Raw genomic sequence first — 15,841 nt, forward strand, 5'->3', positions numbered from 1 at the left:
CAGAAGAATCATGGGCAAGAGAACTCTGCGCGGAGGGCGCGCCGCCGGCGTCTCCCTCGCGCTCGCGGGGGCGCTGATCCTCGGCGCGTGCAGCGGTGGTGGCGGCGGGGACGAGGGCGACGGCGTGAACGAGCCCGAGGGCGCCGGCACGCTCGACTCCATAGCCTTCGGCGACGCCGAGGCGTCCGCCGGACCGGCCGAGGCCGTGCCGGGCGCGGAACCGGGCGGCACGATCCACGTGCTCCAGGAGACCGGCCCCAACCACCTGGACCCGGCCCAGATCTACGTCTCCGACGAGGCCACCGTCGCCCGGCTCCTCCACCGCGGCCTGACCACCGTCCGGCTGGACAACGACGGCGAGTACACGGTCGTCGGCGACCTGGCCACCGACTCGGGCCAGGTGTCCGACGGAGGCCGCACCTGGACGTACACCCTCAAGGACGACATCTACTTCAACGACGGCTCCGAGGTGACCTCCGCCGACGTCCGGCACACCTTCGAGCGGCAGTTCGCGGACTTCATCACCCAGGGGCCGACGTTCGTCCAGCAGTGGCTGGCGAACACCGGCGGCGCGGACTACCGCGAACTGCTGCCCGGCGGGCCGTACGAGGGCGATCACCTGCCCGACACCGTCCTGGAGACGCCGGACGAGGATACCGTCGTCTTCCACTTCGAGGAGCCGCAGACGGACCTGCCGTACGCGCTGTCCATGGTCGGCTACGCGATCGTCTCCGAGGCGGGCGACACCCGCGAGGCGTACGACGAGGCGCCGCTGACGACCGGCCCGTACCAGATCGAGGAGCACCGGCCCGGCCGGTCCATGACGCTGACCCGGAACGAGTACTGGGAGCCGGAGAGCGACTCGGCCCGCAACGCCTACCCGGACCGGTACGAGCTGACCTTCGGCCACACCACGGACGACTCCACCCGCCGCCTGATGGCCGACAACGGCGACGACCGGTACGCCATCAGCTTCAACAACGGCGTCGACCCGGCCAACGCGCCCGAGGTCGCCTCCGACCCCGCCTACTCCGACCGGCTGGTCCAGGGCTACCAGCCCTACGTCGCCACCCTCGCCATCAACACCGAGCGGGTCACCGACAAACGCGTCCGCGAGGCCATCGCCCTCGCGGTGCCCCTCAACGGCGTGCTGAACGCCTACGGCGGCACGTTCGGCGGCGAGTACGCCGGCGGCTTCATCAGCCCGCTGCTGCCCGGCTACGAGGCGGGCTACGACCCGTACGGCAAACTCGCCGCGCCGCAGGGCGACCCCGAGGGGGCGCGCGCCCTGCTGGAGGAGGCGGACGCGGTCGGCTACGAGCTGAACTACGTCCACCACACCGGCACCGAGGACTCCCGCGCGGCCGTGGCCATCACGGACGCCCTGGAGCAGGCCGGGTTCGAGGTCAACGAGACCGAGGTCCCGCAGGAGACCTACTACGACACCATCAGCGTGGTCGACAACGGCTACGACATCTACCGCAGCAACTGGGGCCACGACTGGCTCTCCAGCTCCACGGTGCTCCCGCCGCTGTTCGACGGCCGCCAGATCCAGGACGGCGCCAGCAACTACAGCCACTTCGACAGCGACGAGGTGAACGCGGAGATCGACCGCATCCGGGGCATCGTGGACCCGGCCGAGGCCGCCACCGCCTGGTTCGAGCTGAACAAGACGATCATGGAGGATCACCTCCCCGCCGTCCCGCTCTTCTACTACAAGCAGAACATCCTGCACGGCTCGCTCGTCGGCGGCGCGGTCTTCAACGACGACCTCGGCACCGTGGACATGAACCGGCTGTTCGTCATCCAGGAATAGGGCCGACGCCCCGGCGGGCGCCCGCCCAGCGCGGCGGGCGCCCGCGCGCCGACCCCGGCCGACTCACCCGAAGGCTGCCACGCGATGCTCCGATTCCTCCTGCGGCGCTCACTGGGCGCCGTCGCGATCCTGCTGATCATCAGCGCCGTCACGTTCTTCCTCTTCTACGCGATCCCGCGCAACCCGGCCCTGCTCGCCTGCGGAAAGAGCTGCACGCCCGATCAACTGGCCATCGTGGAACGGAACCTGGGCATCGACGACCCCGTTCCCGTCCAGTATTGGGACTACATGACGGGCATCTTCGCCGGCCGCGACTTCCCCGCCGGCGACTGCCCGGCACCCTGCCTCGGCTACTCCTTCACCAACAACCAGCCCGTGCTGGACACCATCCTGGACCGGCTGCCGACGACCGTCTCGCTCACCCTCGGCGGCGCGGTCGTCTTCCTCACCCTCGGCCTGGCCTTCGGCATGCTCGCCGCCTGGCACCGGGGCACCCTGCTGGACAAGACGATGAGCTCCGCCTCGCTGGTGCTCAGCTCCCTCCAGATCTACTTCATCGGCCCGCTGGCCCTGGCCGTCTTCGTCTACAACGACGGCGACTTCCACCTCTTCTCCCAGCCCGAGTACGTGCCGTTCACCGAGGACCCCGGCGGCTGGTTCGCCGGGCTGCTGCTGCCCTGGCTCGTGCTGTCGACGATCTTCACCGCCAACTACACGCGCATGGCCCGCGCCGAGCTGATCGAACAGCTCCAGGAGGACCACGTCCGCACCGCGCGCGCCAAGGGCATGTCCCGGTCCACCGTCTTCTTCCGCTACGCCTGGCGCGGCTCGCTGATCCCCGTCGTCACCATCTTCGGCATCGACCTCGGCTCGCTCTTCGGCGGCGCCATGATCACCGAGGTCACCTTCACCCTGCCGGGCCTCGGCAGGCTCGCGGTCGACTCCGTGACGCAGTCCAACCTGCCCATGCTGATGGGCGTGATGCTCTTCGCCGCGCTGATGATCGTCCTGTTCAACATCCTCGTCGACGCCTGCTACGCGCTCATCGACCCGCGCGTCAGGCTGGCCTAGGAGCGATTCACGTGACCACCACGAGCCCGGCCGCGGGCAGCGGGACGACCGGGGACGGCGCGCCGTTCCTGTCGGTCCGGGACCTGCGGGTCCACTTCTCCACCGAGGACGGCGTCGTCCGGGCCGTCGACGGGCTGTCGTTCGACGTCCGGCGTGGCCGCACCCTCGGCATCGTCGGCGAGTCCGGCTCCGGCAAGTCGGTGGCCACGCAGGCCGTCCTCGGCCTGCACGACCCGGCCCGTACGACCGTCTCCGGCACGATCGACCTCGACGGCCAGGAACTGATCACCGCCGGGGAACGCGCGCTGGAGCGACTGCGCGGCGACAAGGTGGCGATGATCTTCCAGGACCCGCTCACCGCCCTCTCGCCGTACCACACGATCGGCCGGCAGATCGGGGAGTCGTTCCGCAAGCACCGGGTAGCGTCCCGGCGCGAGGCCAGGGACCGGGCCGTCGAGATGCTCGGCAAGGTCGGCATCCCCCATCCCCGGCTGCGCGTGGACGACTACCCCCACCAGTTCTCCGGCGGCATGCGGCAGCGCGTGATGATCGCCATGGCCCTGGTCTGCGACCCGGACCTGCTGATCGCCGACGAGCCGACCACCGCCCTCGACGTGACCGTGCAGGCCCAGATCCTCGACCTCCTCCTGGACCTCCAGCGGGAGTTCGGCTCCGCGATCATCATGATCACCCACGACCTGGGCGTCGTCTCCCGCGTCTCCGACGACCTCGTGGTGATGTACGCCGGCCGCGCTGTCGAGCGCGGCACCGTCCGCGAGGTGCTGCGGGCCCCGCGGCACCCCTACACGTGGGGGCTGCTCACCTCCATGCCCCGGCTGCGCGGCGACGTCGGGCAGGACCTGGTGCCCATCGCCGGCACCCCGCCCAGCCTGCTCGCGCCGCCACCGGGCTGCCCGTTCGAGCCACGCTGCGCGTTCTCCACCGAGGTGACCGGCGACGTCTCCTGCGCCACCGACCGCCCGGCCCTGTCCGGAACACGGGACGCGGCCTGCCACCTCGACCCCGAACAGAAGCGGGCCCTCTTCACCGAACGGATCCAGCCCCGGCTCCGCTAGACCGGAGACCGGGCCGCCCACGCATGGAGGCGACGCGTGACCAGTACCGACATGAGCAAGGCCGGCCGGGCGCCCCTGATGACCGTCGAGGGGCTCACCAAGCACTTCCCGGTCAAGGGCGGCTTCCCCGTCAAGCGGACCGTGGGCGCCGTGAAGGCCGTGGACGGGCTCGACTTCACCGTGCACGCCGGGGAGAGCTTCGGCCTGGTGGGGGAGTCGGGCTGCGGCAAGTCCACCACCGGGCGGCTGCTGGCCCGGCTGCTGGAGCCCACCTCGGGCACCATCACCTACCGGGGCCGGGACATCACCCACGCGACGCGGCGTCAGATGGCCCCCGTCCGCCCCGAGATACAGATGATCTTCCAGGACCCCTACTCGTCGCTCAACCCGCGCCAGACGGTGGGCACGATCATCGGCGGCCCGATGGAGATCAACGGCGTCGACCCGCCCGGAGGCCGCGAGAAGCGGGTCAGGGAGCTGCTGGAGACCGTCGGCCTCAACCCCGAGCACTACAACCGCTTCCCGCACGAGTTCTCCGGCGGTCAGCGCCAGCGGATCGGGGTGGCCAGGGCGCTGGCCCTGGAACCGAAGCTGATCATCGCGGACGAGCCGGTGTCCGCGCTGGACGTCTCCATCCAGGCCCAGGTCGTCAACCTGCTCCGGCGGGTCCAGCGGGAGCTGGGCATCGCGTTCCTCTTCATCGCCCACGACCTGGCCGTCGTGCGGCATTTCTCACACCGGATCGCCGTCATGTACCTGGGCAAGATCGTCGAGGTCGGTGACCGGACCGCGATCTACGAGCGGCCACGCCACCCGTACACGCACGCGCTGCTGTCGGCCGTGCCCGAGGTCGCCGAGATCGCCCGGTCCGCGTCGCCGAGGCGGGAGCGGATCAGGCTCCAGGGCGATGTGCCGTCGCCCACGTCCCCGCCCTCCGGCTGCCGGTTCCGCACCCGCTGCTGGAAGGCGGAGGAGAAATGCGCCACACAGGAGCCGCCGCTGGCGCGGATCGCCGGAAACGCCGCGGGACACCTCACGGCCTGCCACTTTCCCGAGGAGGGGACCACTCTTGCCCGCTGAACCACCCCTCGATCCGGCGAACTCGCCGCGCGTGCGCCCCTGTTCTGCTCCCATGCACCGACTGGTGCCGACCCGGCTCCTCGTTATGATCCCTGACGCAACGTGGGTATGACTCTCCCGAGTTGGGAAGGGTCTCCCTCGGCCTGCCCTGACACGGGCACGACTTCATGGAGGTGATCTCGCGTGTCCGTCTCCGCGTCTCTGCTGCTGCTGGTCATTACCGTGCTGCTGGTCAGGAAAGCCGGGCTGAAGGTGCTCCACGCGATCGTGTGCGTGCTGTTGGGTTTCTATCTCGCGGATTCCAACATGGCGCCGACGATCAACGACTTCTCCAACGGGATCGCCGACATGATCAACTCGCTGAGCTTCTGAGCCCGGACCCGTGCGGCGGGCGTCGTAAGCTCGCCGCATGACATCCGGCGAGGCGGGACGTGTCCTGCTGGTGCACGCGCACCCCGACGACGAGTCGATCAACAACGGTGTGACCATGGCCGCTTGTGTCGCCGCCGGGGCCCTGGTCACCCTGGTCACCTGCACCCTCGGCGAGGAGGGGGAAGTCATCCCGGCCTCGCTGGCCCACCTGGCCGCCGACCGGGACGACGCGCTCGGCCCGTACCGCGCGGGCGAACTCGCCGCCGCCCTGCGCGAACTGGGGGTCACCGACCACCGGTTCCTCGGCGGCGCGGGCCGCTGGCGCGACTCCGGCATGAGCGGCGCGCCGCAGAACGACCGGCCGTCCGCTTTCTGGCGCGCCGACGTGGACGAGGCGGGCGCGGCGCTGGCCGAGGTGATCGCGGAGGTCAGGCCCCGGGTTCTCATCACCTATGACCCGAACGGCGGTTACGGCCACCCCGATCACATCCAGACCCACCGGGTCGCCATGCGCGGCGCCCGGCTCGCCGCCCCCCGGCACCGGATCGCCCGCGTCCTGTGGAACTGCGCGCCCCGCTCGGTGGTCCGCGCGCGCCTCGCGGAGCTGCGGGCCGACGGCCCCGGCCGGTTCCGCGGCGTCGCGGAGGAGGAGGCGGTGCCCGGCGTCGTCGCGGACCACGAGGTGGCGCTGGCCGTCGCCGGCACCGCGGCGCAGGTGGCCGCGAAGGCCGCCGCGATGACGGCCCACGCCACCCAGATCGACGTGGAGGGCCGGGGGTTCGCGCTGTCCAACGGCCTCGCGCAGCCGCTGTGGGAGACGGAGTGGTACCGCCTGGCGGCGGGGGAGCCGTTCCCGGCGGGGGCGCGCGATATCTTCGCGGGACTGGACGAGGAGCCGGGAGGGGTGACGCGGTGAGGATCGCGGCGTACGGCGGGCTGGGGGCGCTGGGCCTGCTGGTCGGTGTGGCCGGGGCCCTGGTCCAGGCCGGCTGGTTCCCGTGGGGGCTGCTGCTGGCGCTGGCGGCGGCCGGGGGGCTCTTCTGGGGCGCGGCCCTGGCGACGCGCTCCCGCATGGGCGCCGCCGCCGCGGCGGGCGGCTGGGCGGTGGCCGTGCTGCTGCTGACGATCACCCGGCCGCAGGGCGACTTCGTCTTCGCGGCGGACGCCGGGAGTTACCTGTTCCTGCTGGGCGGCATGGCGATCGCCGTGGTCTGTTCGACGGTGGCGCCCAGCGAACGGCCGCTGTTCGCCGTCCCCGAGCCGCGACCGCGTCCCGGGGCCCGCTCCTGACGCGTGATTCGATGTGGCAATCCTGTGGGGGCGGCATACGAACGCACCGGCCCCAGTATCGTTGGGCCCGCCGCCCGGTCCTGACCCGAGTCCCAGGCCGGCCGGTGAAGCCCAACCGGGAGACCCTGCCTTGAGTCGTGAAACAGACAATCCGCCCCCCGGTCCGTTGGGGTGGGGAGAGCCCCAGCGCGGCGCCGCGGACGGTGAACTCCGTCCCGGGGCCACCGGAGCCCCGCGCCCGGAGGAGAAGAAGACCGAGACGACGCTGACGACGCGCGCCCGGATCAACATCCCCGGGTCCCGGCCCATTCCGCCGATCGTCGTGCGGGAGACCGTCGAGGAGCCGCCCGCCCGCGACACCTCCCGGGCCCCGTCGCCTCCGGCGGCGACCCCCGCCGCCCCGGCGCCGGCCGCGGACAGGGGACCCCGGAGCCCGAGCCGAAGCCGGCGCCGCCCGCGGCCCGGCGGAGGAGCCCCGGCCGGCTGCTGCGCCCGCTGGTGACCGGTGTCGTGGGCGTCTCCGTGATCGCCTACGGCGCGGGCCTGTTCCTGAGCCCGGAGGACGTGCCGAAGGGCACCACGATCCTGGGCATCGACATCGGCGGCCTGGACTCCCAGGACGCGCTCAACCGCCTCAACGCGGAGCTGGAGGCGGCCAACAACGAGCCGCTGACGCTGCTGCTGGGCGAGGAGGAAGTGGAGCTCAAGCCGAGCGTGGCCGGCCTGGCGGTCGACACCGAGGCCACGGTCCGGGGCACCTCCGGCCAGGACTACAGCCCGGTCTCGGTGATCGGCTCCCTCTTCGGCGCCGAGCGCACCGAGGAGGCGGTGTTCGCGGTGGACCGCGAGAAGCTGACCGTGGCGCTGGAGGATGTCGCCGCCGGCGCGGGGACGGGCCCGGTGGAGGGCGGCGTCACCTTCGAGAGCGCGGGCCCCGTCGCGCACATCGGCCGGCCGGGGCTCACCCTGGACGTCGAGGCGGCGGCCGACGCGGTGGAGGCGGCGTTCAGGGAACGGGCGACGACCGGCCGCAACCCCGCGATCGAGCTGCCCATGGAGAGCCGGGAGCCCCTGGTCGACGAGGCGGAAGTCGAGCGGGCGATGGAGGAGTTTGCCGTTCCCGCGATGTCGGGCATGGTCACGGTGGTGGCCGGTCCTGTCGAGATCATGTTCAGCCCGGAGGGCTCGCTGTACCAGTTCCTCGGCATGGAGGCGGTGGACGGCAGGCTCGTCGAGACCTACGACCTGGACGTGCTGGAGCAGCTCTACGGCTCGACGTTCGACGGCATCACGGTCCAGCGCGGCGACGGCAGCCGGACCCCGGTCACTCCGCAGGACGTGGCCGGCGCGCTGGGCCAGGCGCTGCGCGAGACCGACCCCGCCCTGCGGGTGGGCGTCATCGAGCTCGACCCGAGCTGACCGCCGGGACCGTTCCTACGGGGCGGTCCGGTAGTGGTACTGGTGATGTTCGGCGAAGCCCAGGCGGGTGTGGAGGGCGCCGGCCGGGGCGTTGTCCGTCTCCACCTGGAGGTGGGCGGCGCTCGCGCCGTCCGCCAGGGCGGCCCGGGACAGCGCGGCCATGACCGCCGTCGCCAGGCCGGTGCGGCGGTGGGCCGGGTCCACCCGCACCGCGGAGAAACCCGCCCAGCGGCCGTCCACCACGCAGCGGCCGACGGCCGCCGGACGGCCGTCCGGGCCGGTGGCCGTCGCGAACCACACCGAGGGCCCGGCGGTCAGGACCTGGCGCGCCACCTCGGGGGCCTCGGCGGCCCGGGGCCAGCCGCTCAGCCAGCGCGCGGTCAACTCGCGGCCCACGCTCACCCGTTCGTCCGGCTCACGATCGGCCACCGGCGCGAGCGGCGCCACCATGACCCGCGTGTGGCCGGACGCGGCCCAGCCTCGCCGGTCGAGGTCGGCGGCGAGCAGCTCCGCGCCGGTCATGAGCTGGAGGCTCACGGGCATGCCGCGCCGCGCGTACCAGTCCGTCAGCCGGCCGAGGTCGGGCGGCGCTTCGCCCAGCGCGACCGCCGAGTTGGCCCGCCGCGTCCAGCCGCCACCGGCCCGCGCCAGCCAGTCACCGATCCGCTCGCGCTCCGGCGCGGTCCAGCTCCGCGTGGCGACCGCCGTCAGCTCCGCCACGCCCGCGGCCGGCATGCCGCGCGGACGGGCCGGCGTCGGGGGCACGACCTTGCCCGCGACCAGCGAGGACTCCGCCAGCCGCACCACCCGCCCGTCGCGCCGTGTGACGCTCACCACACCACCCGTCCACGATGTGAGAACACCGATCGTGTCGGTAAAACGCGCCGGATGGGCCTCCGGCCCCGTAAGGGTCCGGACCGAGACGCGTTTGCCCACGTCAGCGGCGGTGATGCGAACGGAGAGACGTGCGCCCCCGGAGAATTCCACCGTCTTCCGCTCCCCCCTCGTGTACGCCTACCATGCTCAACCGGCGATACTAAGGCTGAGCATCGACGACGCCGCGCTCCCGCGCGCATCATGGCGGATCACCGCCCCCAACGAGGAGGACTGAAGCGTGACCTACGTCATCGCGGAGCCTTGTGTCGACCTGAAGGACAAGGCATGCATCGAGGAGTGCCCTGTCGACTGCATCTACGAGGGGCAGCGCTCGCTGTACATCCACCCCGACGAGTGCGTGGACTGCGGCGCGTGTGAGCCCGTCTGCCCCGTCGAGGCGATTTTCTACGAGGACGACACTCCCGAGGAGTGGAAGGACTACTACAAGGCGAACGTCGAGTTCTTCGACGAGCTGGGCTCCCCGGGCGGGGCGAGCAAGCTGGGCCTCATCGAGCGTGACCACCCGATGATCGCCGCGATGCCGCCGCAGGAGCATGACGAGTGACGCTCGGCGTCACCGCCTTTGACACCCGTTACCGGTCCCGTGCGGCATCCCGCCGTACGGGACCGAATCGTTGAGGTGAGGAGCAGCCTTCCGTGCCGTCCGTCTCCGCCCGCCTTCCGGTCTTCCCCTGGGACCGCCTGGAACCGTACAAGGCCACCGCCGCCGCGCACCCCGGCGGGATCGTCGACCTGTCGGTCGGTACCCCGGTGGACCCGGTCCCCGAAGTGATCCAGAAGGCCCTGGCCGCCGCGAGCGACAGCCCCGGCTATCCGACGGTGTGGGGCACGCCGGAGCTGCGGGACGCGATCGTCGCCTGGTGCGAGCGCCGTACGGGCGCCCGTGGTCTCGGCCACCGCAACGTGCTGCCGGTGATCGGCTCCAAGGAGCTGGTGGCGTCGCTGCCCGCGCAGCTCGGTCTGGGCGCGGGCGACCGGGTGGCGTTCCCCGAGCCGGCGTATCCGACGTACGAGGTGGGGGCGCGACTGGCGGGCGCGGAGCCGGTGCCGTACCGGGGGTCGCCGCTGGAGCTGGACCCGGCCGGGCTGCGGCTGCTCTGGCTCAACTCGCCGGCGAACCCCAGCGGCCGGGTCGTCCCGCCCGGTGAGCTGCGGGAGATCGTGGCGTGGGCCCGCGAGCACGGGGTGCTGGTGGTCAGCGACGAGTGCTACCTGGAGCTGGGCTGGACGGCGGAGCCGGCCTCGGTGCTGCGTCCCGAGGTCTGCGGCGGTGACACCCAGGGGGTCGTCGCCGTGCACTCGCTCTCCAAGCGGTCCAATCTCGCCGGGTACCGGGCGGCGTTCCTGGCCGGCGACGCGGACGTCCTGACGGAACTGCTGGGCATCCGCAAGCACGCCGGGATGATGCTGCCGGCGCCCGTGCAGGCCGCCATGGTCGCGGCGTTGGGGGACGACGGACACGTGGCGGAGCAGCGCGCGCGGTACGCGGCGCGGCGCGCGGCGCTGCGGGACGCGCTGCTGGGGCGCGGGTTCCGCGTGGAGCACAGCGAGGCGTCGCTGTACCTGTGGGCGACGCGGGACGAGCCGTGCTGGGAGACGGTGGGGACGCTGAGCGAGCTGGGCATCCTCGTCGCGCCCGGTGACTTCTACGGCCCAGTGGGGGACCGGTTCGTGCGGGTGGCGTTCACGGCGACCGACGAGCGGGTGGCGGAGGCGGTGCGCCGCCTGGCGTGAGCCGGCCCCGGGCCGGTGCGTCCGGGCTCCGGGGCCGCGCGGTGCCGGGGCTTGGTGCCGCCTCGCGCCTTCAGAGGAGACGGAAGCCGTTGAGGTCCTGGTCCGCGAGGTCGGGGACGAGCGCGTCGAGGCTCTCGGGGTCCGCGCCCCGCTCGGAGAGGGTGTGGCTGACGTCCTGCGCCAGGGAGCCGGTCGTCTGCCCGGTGTCCGCGACGACCTGGTGGGCCAGGGGCGCGAGGATCGGCAGCGCGGCCTCGACGGCTCCGCCGCCGATCTGCTCCGCCGCGTCGACGGCGGTGTCCGCGACATCGTCCACCGTGGCGTCGAGCCCGCCGTTGTCCAACGAGGTGAGCCCGCTCAGCCCCGAGGACTGCGGCTGCTCCGCGGCGCCCGCCTGGCCGGCCGCCGCGACGACGGGGGCGGCGCCCGCCGCGAGCAGGAGGGCGGCCTTGGCCAGGTGGCGCTTCAGCGAGTTGGACATGATGCTCCTTTACCGGAGTGTTGCGCGTTTCGGACGCTGTGCCTATCGGTCGCGGGCACGGTGAGGTTGCGGCCGGAGATGGTAAAGGATTGGTAATGCATCGCATTATCTGGGGTGCGCTTCCCGGGAATTGACGGGACGGCAGAGGCATTTGACGTAACGTCATATCCGCGCCATTCACCCGAAGCCGATTCCGGCGGTCCGGGAAAACGCCGGAAAGGCGCCCGCGATAAAGGGAGTTGCCGGGGCGAGGGACAATTCCCCGCACACCTGTGCAAGGAGGGTCAGCCCTCCGGCACCAGGACGGACAGCCGCACCTCTTCGGTGGAAGGCGCCCCGCCCGCGCCGGGGTTCTCCGCGTCGTCCCCGGAGAACTCCCGCCAGCCGTCCGACGAACGGTCCGCCTCCCAGATCCGGTCCCCGTAGACGATCCGCTCGATGCCCAGCCCGGCGGAGTGCGCCACCGCCCAGTGCGCCAGCTCCCAGCCGCGCCCGTCCGCGTCCTCCCCGGCCACCGGCACGGTGAGCCCCGCGCCCTCGCCGACCGGGCGCACCGCCTCGCCGAACTCCCGCACCATCCGCGCCCGGACCTCCTCCGGGTCGCCCGACACCTCGTCCGGTTCCCCGGGTTCACCGGGTTCCCAGACGCAGCTCAGGGCCCCGGCCGCCCGCCCGGTCAGCGCGCCGGCCAGCAGCTCCGCCTCGTCCTCGTGCTTGGCGTACTCGTCCGGGTAGGCGCTGCGCTGCACTTCCTGCGCGGCCTCGGTGAGCGGCATCGTCTCGTAGCCGGGCACCTCGACCAGCCGGTCGTAGAACGCGCCGGCCGCGTACACCGGGTCCATGACCTGCTCCTCGCTGCCCCAGCCCATCGAGGGCCGCTGCTGGAAGAGGCCCAGCGAATCGCGGTCCCCGTAGTCCACGTTGCGCAGGGCGGACTCCTGCATCGCCGTGGCCAGGGCGATGGTCACCGCGCGCTCCGGCAGGCCGCGGGAGGACGCCACCGCCTCGATGGTCGCCGCGTTGGCGGCCTGCTGCGGCTCCAGCGTGAACGCCCGCTCGCCGTCCGCCCGCGCCACCGAGCAGTGCGGCGCGTCCGGACCGTCCTCGCCGAGCCGCACGACCGCGTACCCGCCCGCGCCGAGCCCGGCGAGCAACAGCACCACGAAGAGGCCGCGGGCGACGCGGCGGCTTCGGGGAGCGGACGTCCGTTCGGGCACGCGACGAGGGTAACGGGTCCCCCCGGCCGTCGGGAGTGGCCCGGGTACCGTGAGGGCCATGCGATCCCCCGCGGCCGGAACCGGCGTGCTCCCCCTCGACCTCGGCCTCGACGCCGCCGCGCTGACCGCGCGGCTGGTCGACATTCCCTCCGTCAGCGGCTCCGAGCGGCTTCTCGCCGACGCCGTCGAGGCCGCGCTGCGGGCCCTGCCGTGGCTGCGCGTCGACCGGTACGGCAACAACGTGGTGGCCCGCACCCAACACGGCCTCGGGGAGCGGGTGGTCCTCGCCGGGCACCTCGACACCGTGCCGATCGCGGACAACGTGCCCTCGCGCCTCGACGCGGACGGCGTGCTGTGGGGCTGCGGCACCAGCGACATGAAGTCCGGCGTGGCCGTCGCGCTCCGGATCGCCGCCACCGTTCCCGCGCCCAACCGCGACCTGACCTTCGTCTTCTACGACAACGAGGAGGTCGAGGCCGCGCGCAACGGCCTCGGCCGCGTCGCCGCCGCCCACCCCGACTGGCTGGCCGGGGACTTCGCCGTCCTCCTGGAGCCGTCCGGCGGCGAGGTCGAGGGCGGCTGCCAGGGCACGCTGCGCGTGCTGCTGCGCATGGCCGGCCAGCGGGCGCACTCGGCGCGCGGCTGGACCGGCGCCAACGCCATCCACGCGGCGGCCCCGGTGCTCGCCCGGCTGGCCGCCTACGAGGCGCGCCGCCCGGTCATCGACGGCCTGGAGTACCGCGAGGGCCTCAACGCCGTCCGGATCGAGGCCGGGGTGGCGGGCAACGTGATCCCCGACGAGTGCGTGGTCACGGTCAACTACCGCTACGCGCCCGACCTCGGCGAGGACGAGGCCGTGGCCCACGTCCGGGAGGTATTCGCCGACTGCGGTGTCGCCGCGTTCACCGTGGACGACCACTCGCCCGGGGCGCTGCCCGGGTTGACGCACCCCGCCGCCCGGGCGTTCATCGAGGCGGTCGGCGGCGAGCCGCGCCCCAAGTACGGCTGGACCGACGTCTCGCGCTTCAGCGCCCTCGGCGTTCCGGCCGTCAACTACGGCCCGGGCGACCCGAATCTCGCCCACAAGCGGGACGAGCGGGTGGCGACCGCGACCGTTCTGCGCTGCGAGGAGCGGCTGCGCGCCTGGCTGACGGGCCCCCGCGGCGCGTGACCTTACGCTGCTTGACAGGCCGGGCGGTGGTCCCGGACGCACGAGACGAGGAGCACGGCATGAGCGACGGCACCCCCGACCCCGGCGAACGGCGCGAGCAGCGCCTCGGCCCGGTGCTGCGCAGGCGCGGCCAGGTGACGGCGGGCCAGGCGGACCAGCGGCTGCTGGACACGCGGGGACCGTCGGACTGGGTGCACGGCGACCCGTGGCGGGTCCTGCGCATCCAGTCGGAGTTCGTGGAGGGCTTCGGCGCCCTGGCCGAACTCGGCCCGGCCGTCAGTGTCTTCGGCTCGGCCCGTACGGGGCGGGACTCGCCGGAGTACGAGTTGGGCGTGCGCATCGGCCGGGGTCTGGCCGACGCGGGCTTCGCGGTCATCACCGGCGGCGGCCCGGGCGCGATGGAGGCGGCGAACCGGGGCGCGAGCGAGGCGGGCGGCGTCTCGGTCGGCCTCGGCATCGAGCTGCCCTTCGAGCAGGGGCTGAACGAGTACGTCGACATCGGGGTCAACTTCCGGTACTTCTTCGTGCGCAAGACGATGTTCGTGAAGTACGCCCAGGGCTTCCTGGTGCTGCCCGGTGGCCTGGGCACGCTGGACGAGCTGTTCGAGGCCCTGACGCTGGTGCAGACCCGCAAGGTGACCCGGTTCCCGATCGTGCTGGTCGGCACCGGCTACTGGGGCGGGCTGGCGGCGTGGCTGCGCGAGACGGTGATCGCCCAGGGCAAGGCGTCACCGCGCGACGACGGCCTGTTCCACGTCACGGACGACGTGGACGAGGCGATCGAACTGGTCACCAAGCCGTAGGAGGTTCCCCTCCGGGGCCCCGGGTCACGCCAGGCCGCGGCGGGTCGCGGCCGGGGGGCGGTGGCCGGCGATCGACGCGACCATCTGGAGCACCTGCCGGGTCTGGGCCACCTCGTGCACCCGGTAGACCCGGGCGCCGAGCCAGGCCGACACGGCGGTGGTCGCCAGCGTCCCGATCAGCCGCTCCTTGACCGGCAGGTCCAGCGTCTCGCCGACGAAGTCCTTGTTCGACAGCGACACCAGCACGGGCCAGCCGGTCGCCGTCATCTCGCCGAGCCGCCGCGTCGCCTCCAGCGAGTGCCGGGTGTTCTTGCCGAAGTCGTGGCCCGGGTCGATCAGCACCGCGTCACGCCGCACACCGAGCGCCACCGCCCGCTCGGCCAGGCCGACCGTGACCCGGAGGATGTCCGCCATCACGTCGTCGTACGCCACCCGGTGCGGCCTGGTACGGGGCCGGGCGCCGCCCGCGTGGGTGCAGACCAGCCCGGCGCCGTGCCGGGCGGCCACCTCGGCCAGCTTCGGATCGACGCCGCCCCAGGCGTCGTTGAGCAGGTCCGCGCCCTCCGCGCAGACCGCCTCGGCCACCTCGTGCCGCCAGGTGTCCACGCTGATCACCACGGACGGGTACCGGCGGCGCACCTCCGCGACGAAGCCGGCCGTGCGGCGGATCTCCTCCGTCACGTCCACCTCGGCCCCCGGGCCCGCCTTGACCCCGCCGATGTCGATGATCGCGGCGCCCTCGGCCACCGCCTCCTCCACCCGCGCCAGGGCCGCGGCGTCCTGGAAGGTGGCGCCCTGGTCGTAGAAGGAATCGGGGGTGCGGTTCACGATGGCCATGATCACCGGCTCGTCCGCCGCGAACTCCCGCGTGCCAAGGCGCAGCATCCCGCTCAGGTCTCCGTTCCGGCGTGGCGTCGTCTTCTCCACCGAACCTACCGCCCGTTCCCCGCGCCCGGTGTCACCCCGGCATGCGACGATCGGCACAGCAGGAGGACGCGGGAAACCGCACGGGAATGGTGGAGCCCAGGGGAGGCATGGGTGTTGTTCTGGTTTCTGATGGCCGCGATGGTGATCGTGATCGCCGCCGTCACGCTGGCGGTGCTGGGCAGCTCCGACGGCTCGGGCAGCCCGGCCACCGGCGGGCTCGCGGGCGCCGAGCCGGGCCGGCTGGCCGACCCGCTGCCCATGGACCGGCCGGGCGGCCCGTCCGACGTGGTGCGGGTGCGGCTCCCGGTGGCCCCGCGCGGCTACCGGATGGCCGAGGTGGACGACGTGCTGGACCGGCTCGCCGCCGAGCTGGCCGAGCGGGACGCGCGGATCACCGAGCTGGAGACGGCGCTGGCCGGCGCCCAGGCGCTGGCACCGGCGCAGAAGGAGGCCCCGGCGGCCGAGCAGGAGTGAGCCACCGCCCGGT

Annotated in this window: 17 protein-coding genes; 13 read left to right on the forward strand and 4 right to left on the reverse strand. The window is 73.0% G+C overall.

Translation table 11 applies throughout. The features are described from left to right. The first annotated feature begins 10 nt into the window (after positions 1-10). The 8 genes from BN2279_RS24335 (at position 11) to BN2279_RS24375 (ending at position 8,124) form a co-directional block, all read left to right on the forward strand. Complete coding sequence (locus tag BN2279_RS24335) at positions 11-1,816, forward strand: ABC transporter substrate-binding protein (RefSeq protein ID WP_059013197.1); 1,806 nt, start codon at positions 11-13, stop codon at positions 1,814-1,816. Between the two features lie 84 nt (positions 1,817-1,900). Further along, the gene (locus tag BN2279_RS24340) at positions 1,901-2,887 is read left to right on the forward strand and encodes an ABC transporter permease (RefSeq protein ID WP_059013198.1); all 987 of its coding nucleotides are present in this window, start codon (positions 1,901-1,903) and stop codon (positions 2,885-2,887) included. An 11-nt stretch (positions 2,888-2,898) separates the two neighbouring features. Beyond that, entirely contained in the window at positions 2,899-3,963 is a 1,065-nt protein-coding gene (locus BN2279_RS24345) for an ABC transporter ATP-binding protein (protein ID WP_059013199.1), read from the forward strand. Positions 3,964-4,014: 51 nt separating this feature from the next. Then, on the forward strand, positions 4,015-5,043 hold the full coding sequence (locus BN2279_RS24350) for an ABC transporter ATP-binding protein (protein ID WP_059013637.1): 1,029 nt from the start codon (positions 4,015-4,017) through the stop codon (positions 5,041-5,043). A 183-nt stretch (positions 5,044-5,226) separates the two neighbouring features. Then, on the forward strand, positions 5,227-5,415 hold the full coding sequence (locus BN2279_RS24355) for a hypothetical protein (RefSeq protein ID WP_059013200.1): 189 nt from the start codon (positions 5,227-5,229) through the stop codon (positions 5,413-5,415). A gap of 37 nt (positions 5,416-5,452) precedes the next feature. Next, positions 5,453-6,331 carry an N-acetyl-1-D-myo-inositol-2-amino-2-deoxy-alpha-D-glucopyranoside deacetylase gene (mshB, locus tag BN2279_RS24360; RefSeq protein WP_059013201.1) on the forward strand — a complete coding sequence of 293 codons (879 nt, stop codon included), beginning with the start codon at positions 5,453-5,455 and terminating at the stop codon, positions 6,329-6,331. Continuing rightward, positions 6,328-6,705: a DUF6113 family protein gene (locus BN2279_RS24365; RefSeq protein ID WP_059013202.1), complete on the forward strand. Its 378-nt coding sequence runs from the start codon at positions 6,328-6,330 to the stop codon at positions 6,703-6,705. The genes mshB and BN2279_RS24365 overlap by 4 nt, the downstream gene beginning before the upstream one ends. Before the next feature lie 498 nt (positions 6,706-7,203). After that, positions 7,204-8,124 (forward strand): hypothetical protein, encoded by a 921-nt coding sequence (locus BN2279_RS24375; protein WP_059013204.1) that lies wholly within the window; start codon positions 7,204-7,206, stop codon positions 8,122-8,124. A 15-nt stretch (positions 8,125-8,139) separates the two neighbouring features. Here BN2279_RS24375 and BN2279_RS24380 read toward each other — a convergent pair whose 3' ends face one another. Beyond that, positions 8,140-9,111, reverse strand: coding sequence for a GNAT family N-acetyltransferase (locus tag BN2279_RS24380; RefSeq protein WP_079032464.1), 972 nt, complete (start codon positions 9,109-9,111; stop codon positions 8,140-8,142). Positions 9,112-9,238: 127 nt separating this feature from the next. Here BN2279_RS24380 and fdxA point away from each other — a divergent pair, with 127 nt between their 5' ends. Next, positions 9,239-9,565, forward strand: a complete 327-nt coding sequence (gene fdxA / locus BN2279_RS24385) for a ferredoxin (RefSeq protein WP_059013205.1) — start codon at positions 9,239-9,241, stop codon at positions 9,563-9,565. 92 nt (positions 9,566-9,657) lie between these two features. After that, positions 9,658-10,755 carry a succinyldiaminopimelate transaminase gene (dapC, locus tag BN2279_RS24390; RefSeq protein ID WP_059013206.1) on the forward strand — a complete coding sequence of 366 codons (1,098 nt, stop codon included), beginning with the start codon at positions 9,658-9,660 and terminating at the stop codon, positions 10,753-10,755. A gap of 70 nt (positions 10,756-10,825) precedes the next feature. Here dapC and BN2279_RS24395 read toward each other — a convergent pair whose 3' ends face one another. Together BN2279_RS24395 and BN2279_RS24400 are read right to left on the reverse strand one after the other, a co-directional pair. After that, entirely contained in the window at positions 10,826-11,236 is a 411-nt protein-coding gene (locus BN2279_RS24395) for a hypothetical protein (RefSeq protein WP_059013207.1), read from the reverse strand. A gap of 284 nt (positions 11,237-11,520) precedes the next feature. Next, positions 11,521-12,453: a VldE C-terminal domain-containing protein gene (locus BN2279_RS24400; RefSeq protein WP_079032465.1), complete on the reverse strand. Its 933-nt coding sequence runs from the start codon at positions 12,451-12,453 to the stop codon at positions 11,521-11,523. Between the two features lie 58 nt (positions 12,454-12,511). Here BN2279_RS24400 and dapE point away from each other — a divergent pair, with 58 nt between their 5' ends. Continuing rightward, on the forward strand, positions 12,512-13,624 hold the full coding sequence (gene dapE, locus BN2279_RS24405) for a succinyl-diaminopimelate desuccinylase (RefSeq protein ID WP_059013208.1): 1,113 nt from the start codon (positions 12,512-12,514) through the stop codon (positions 13,622-13,624). A 59-nt stretch (positions 13,625-13,683) separates the two neighbouring features. Further along, complete coding sequence (locus BN2279_RS24410; protein WP_059013209.1) at positions 13,684-14,427, forward strand: LOG family protein; 744 nt, start codon at positions 13,684-13,686, stop codon at positions 14,425-14,427. Positions 14,428-14,451: 24 nt separating this feature from the next. Here the strand turns inward: BN2279_RS24410 and folP are convergent, their stop codons facing one another. Beyond that, positions 14,452-15,312, reverse strand: coding sequence for a dihydropteroate synthase (gene folP / locus BN2279_RS24415; RefSeq protein WP_059013210.1), 861 nt, complete (start codon positions 15,310-15,312; stop codon positions 14,452-14,454). A gap of 153 nt (positions 15,313-15,465) precedes the next feature. Between folP and BN2279_RS24420 the strand changes: the two genes are divergently transcribed. Next, positions 15,466-15,828, forward strand: a complete 363-nt coding sequence (locus tag BN2279_RS24420) for a DivIVA domain-containing protein (RefSeq protein WP_324612862.1) — start codon at positions 15,466-15,468, stop codon at positions 15,826-15,828. Positions 15,829-15,841: the final 13 nt, after the last annotated feature.

The organism is Streptomyces specialis (genome assembly GCF_001493375.1).
Taxonomy (GTDB): Bacteria; Actinomycetota; Actinomycetes; order Streptomycetales; family Streptomycetaceae; genus Streptomyces; species Streptomyces specialis.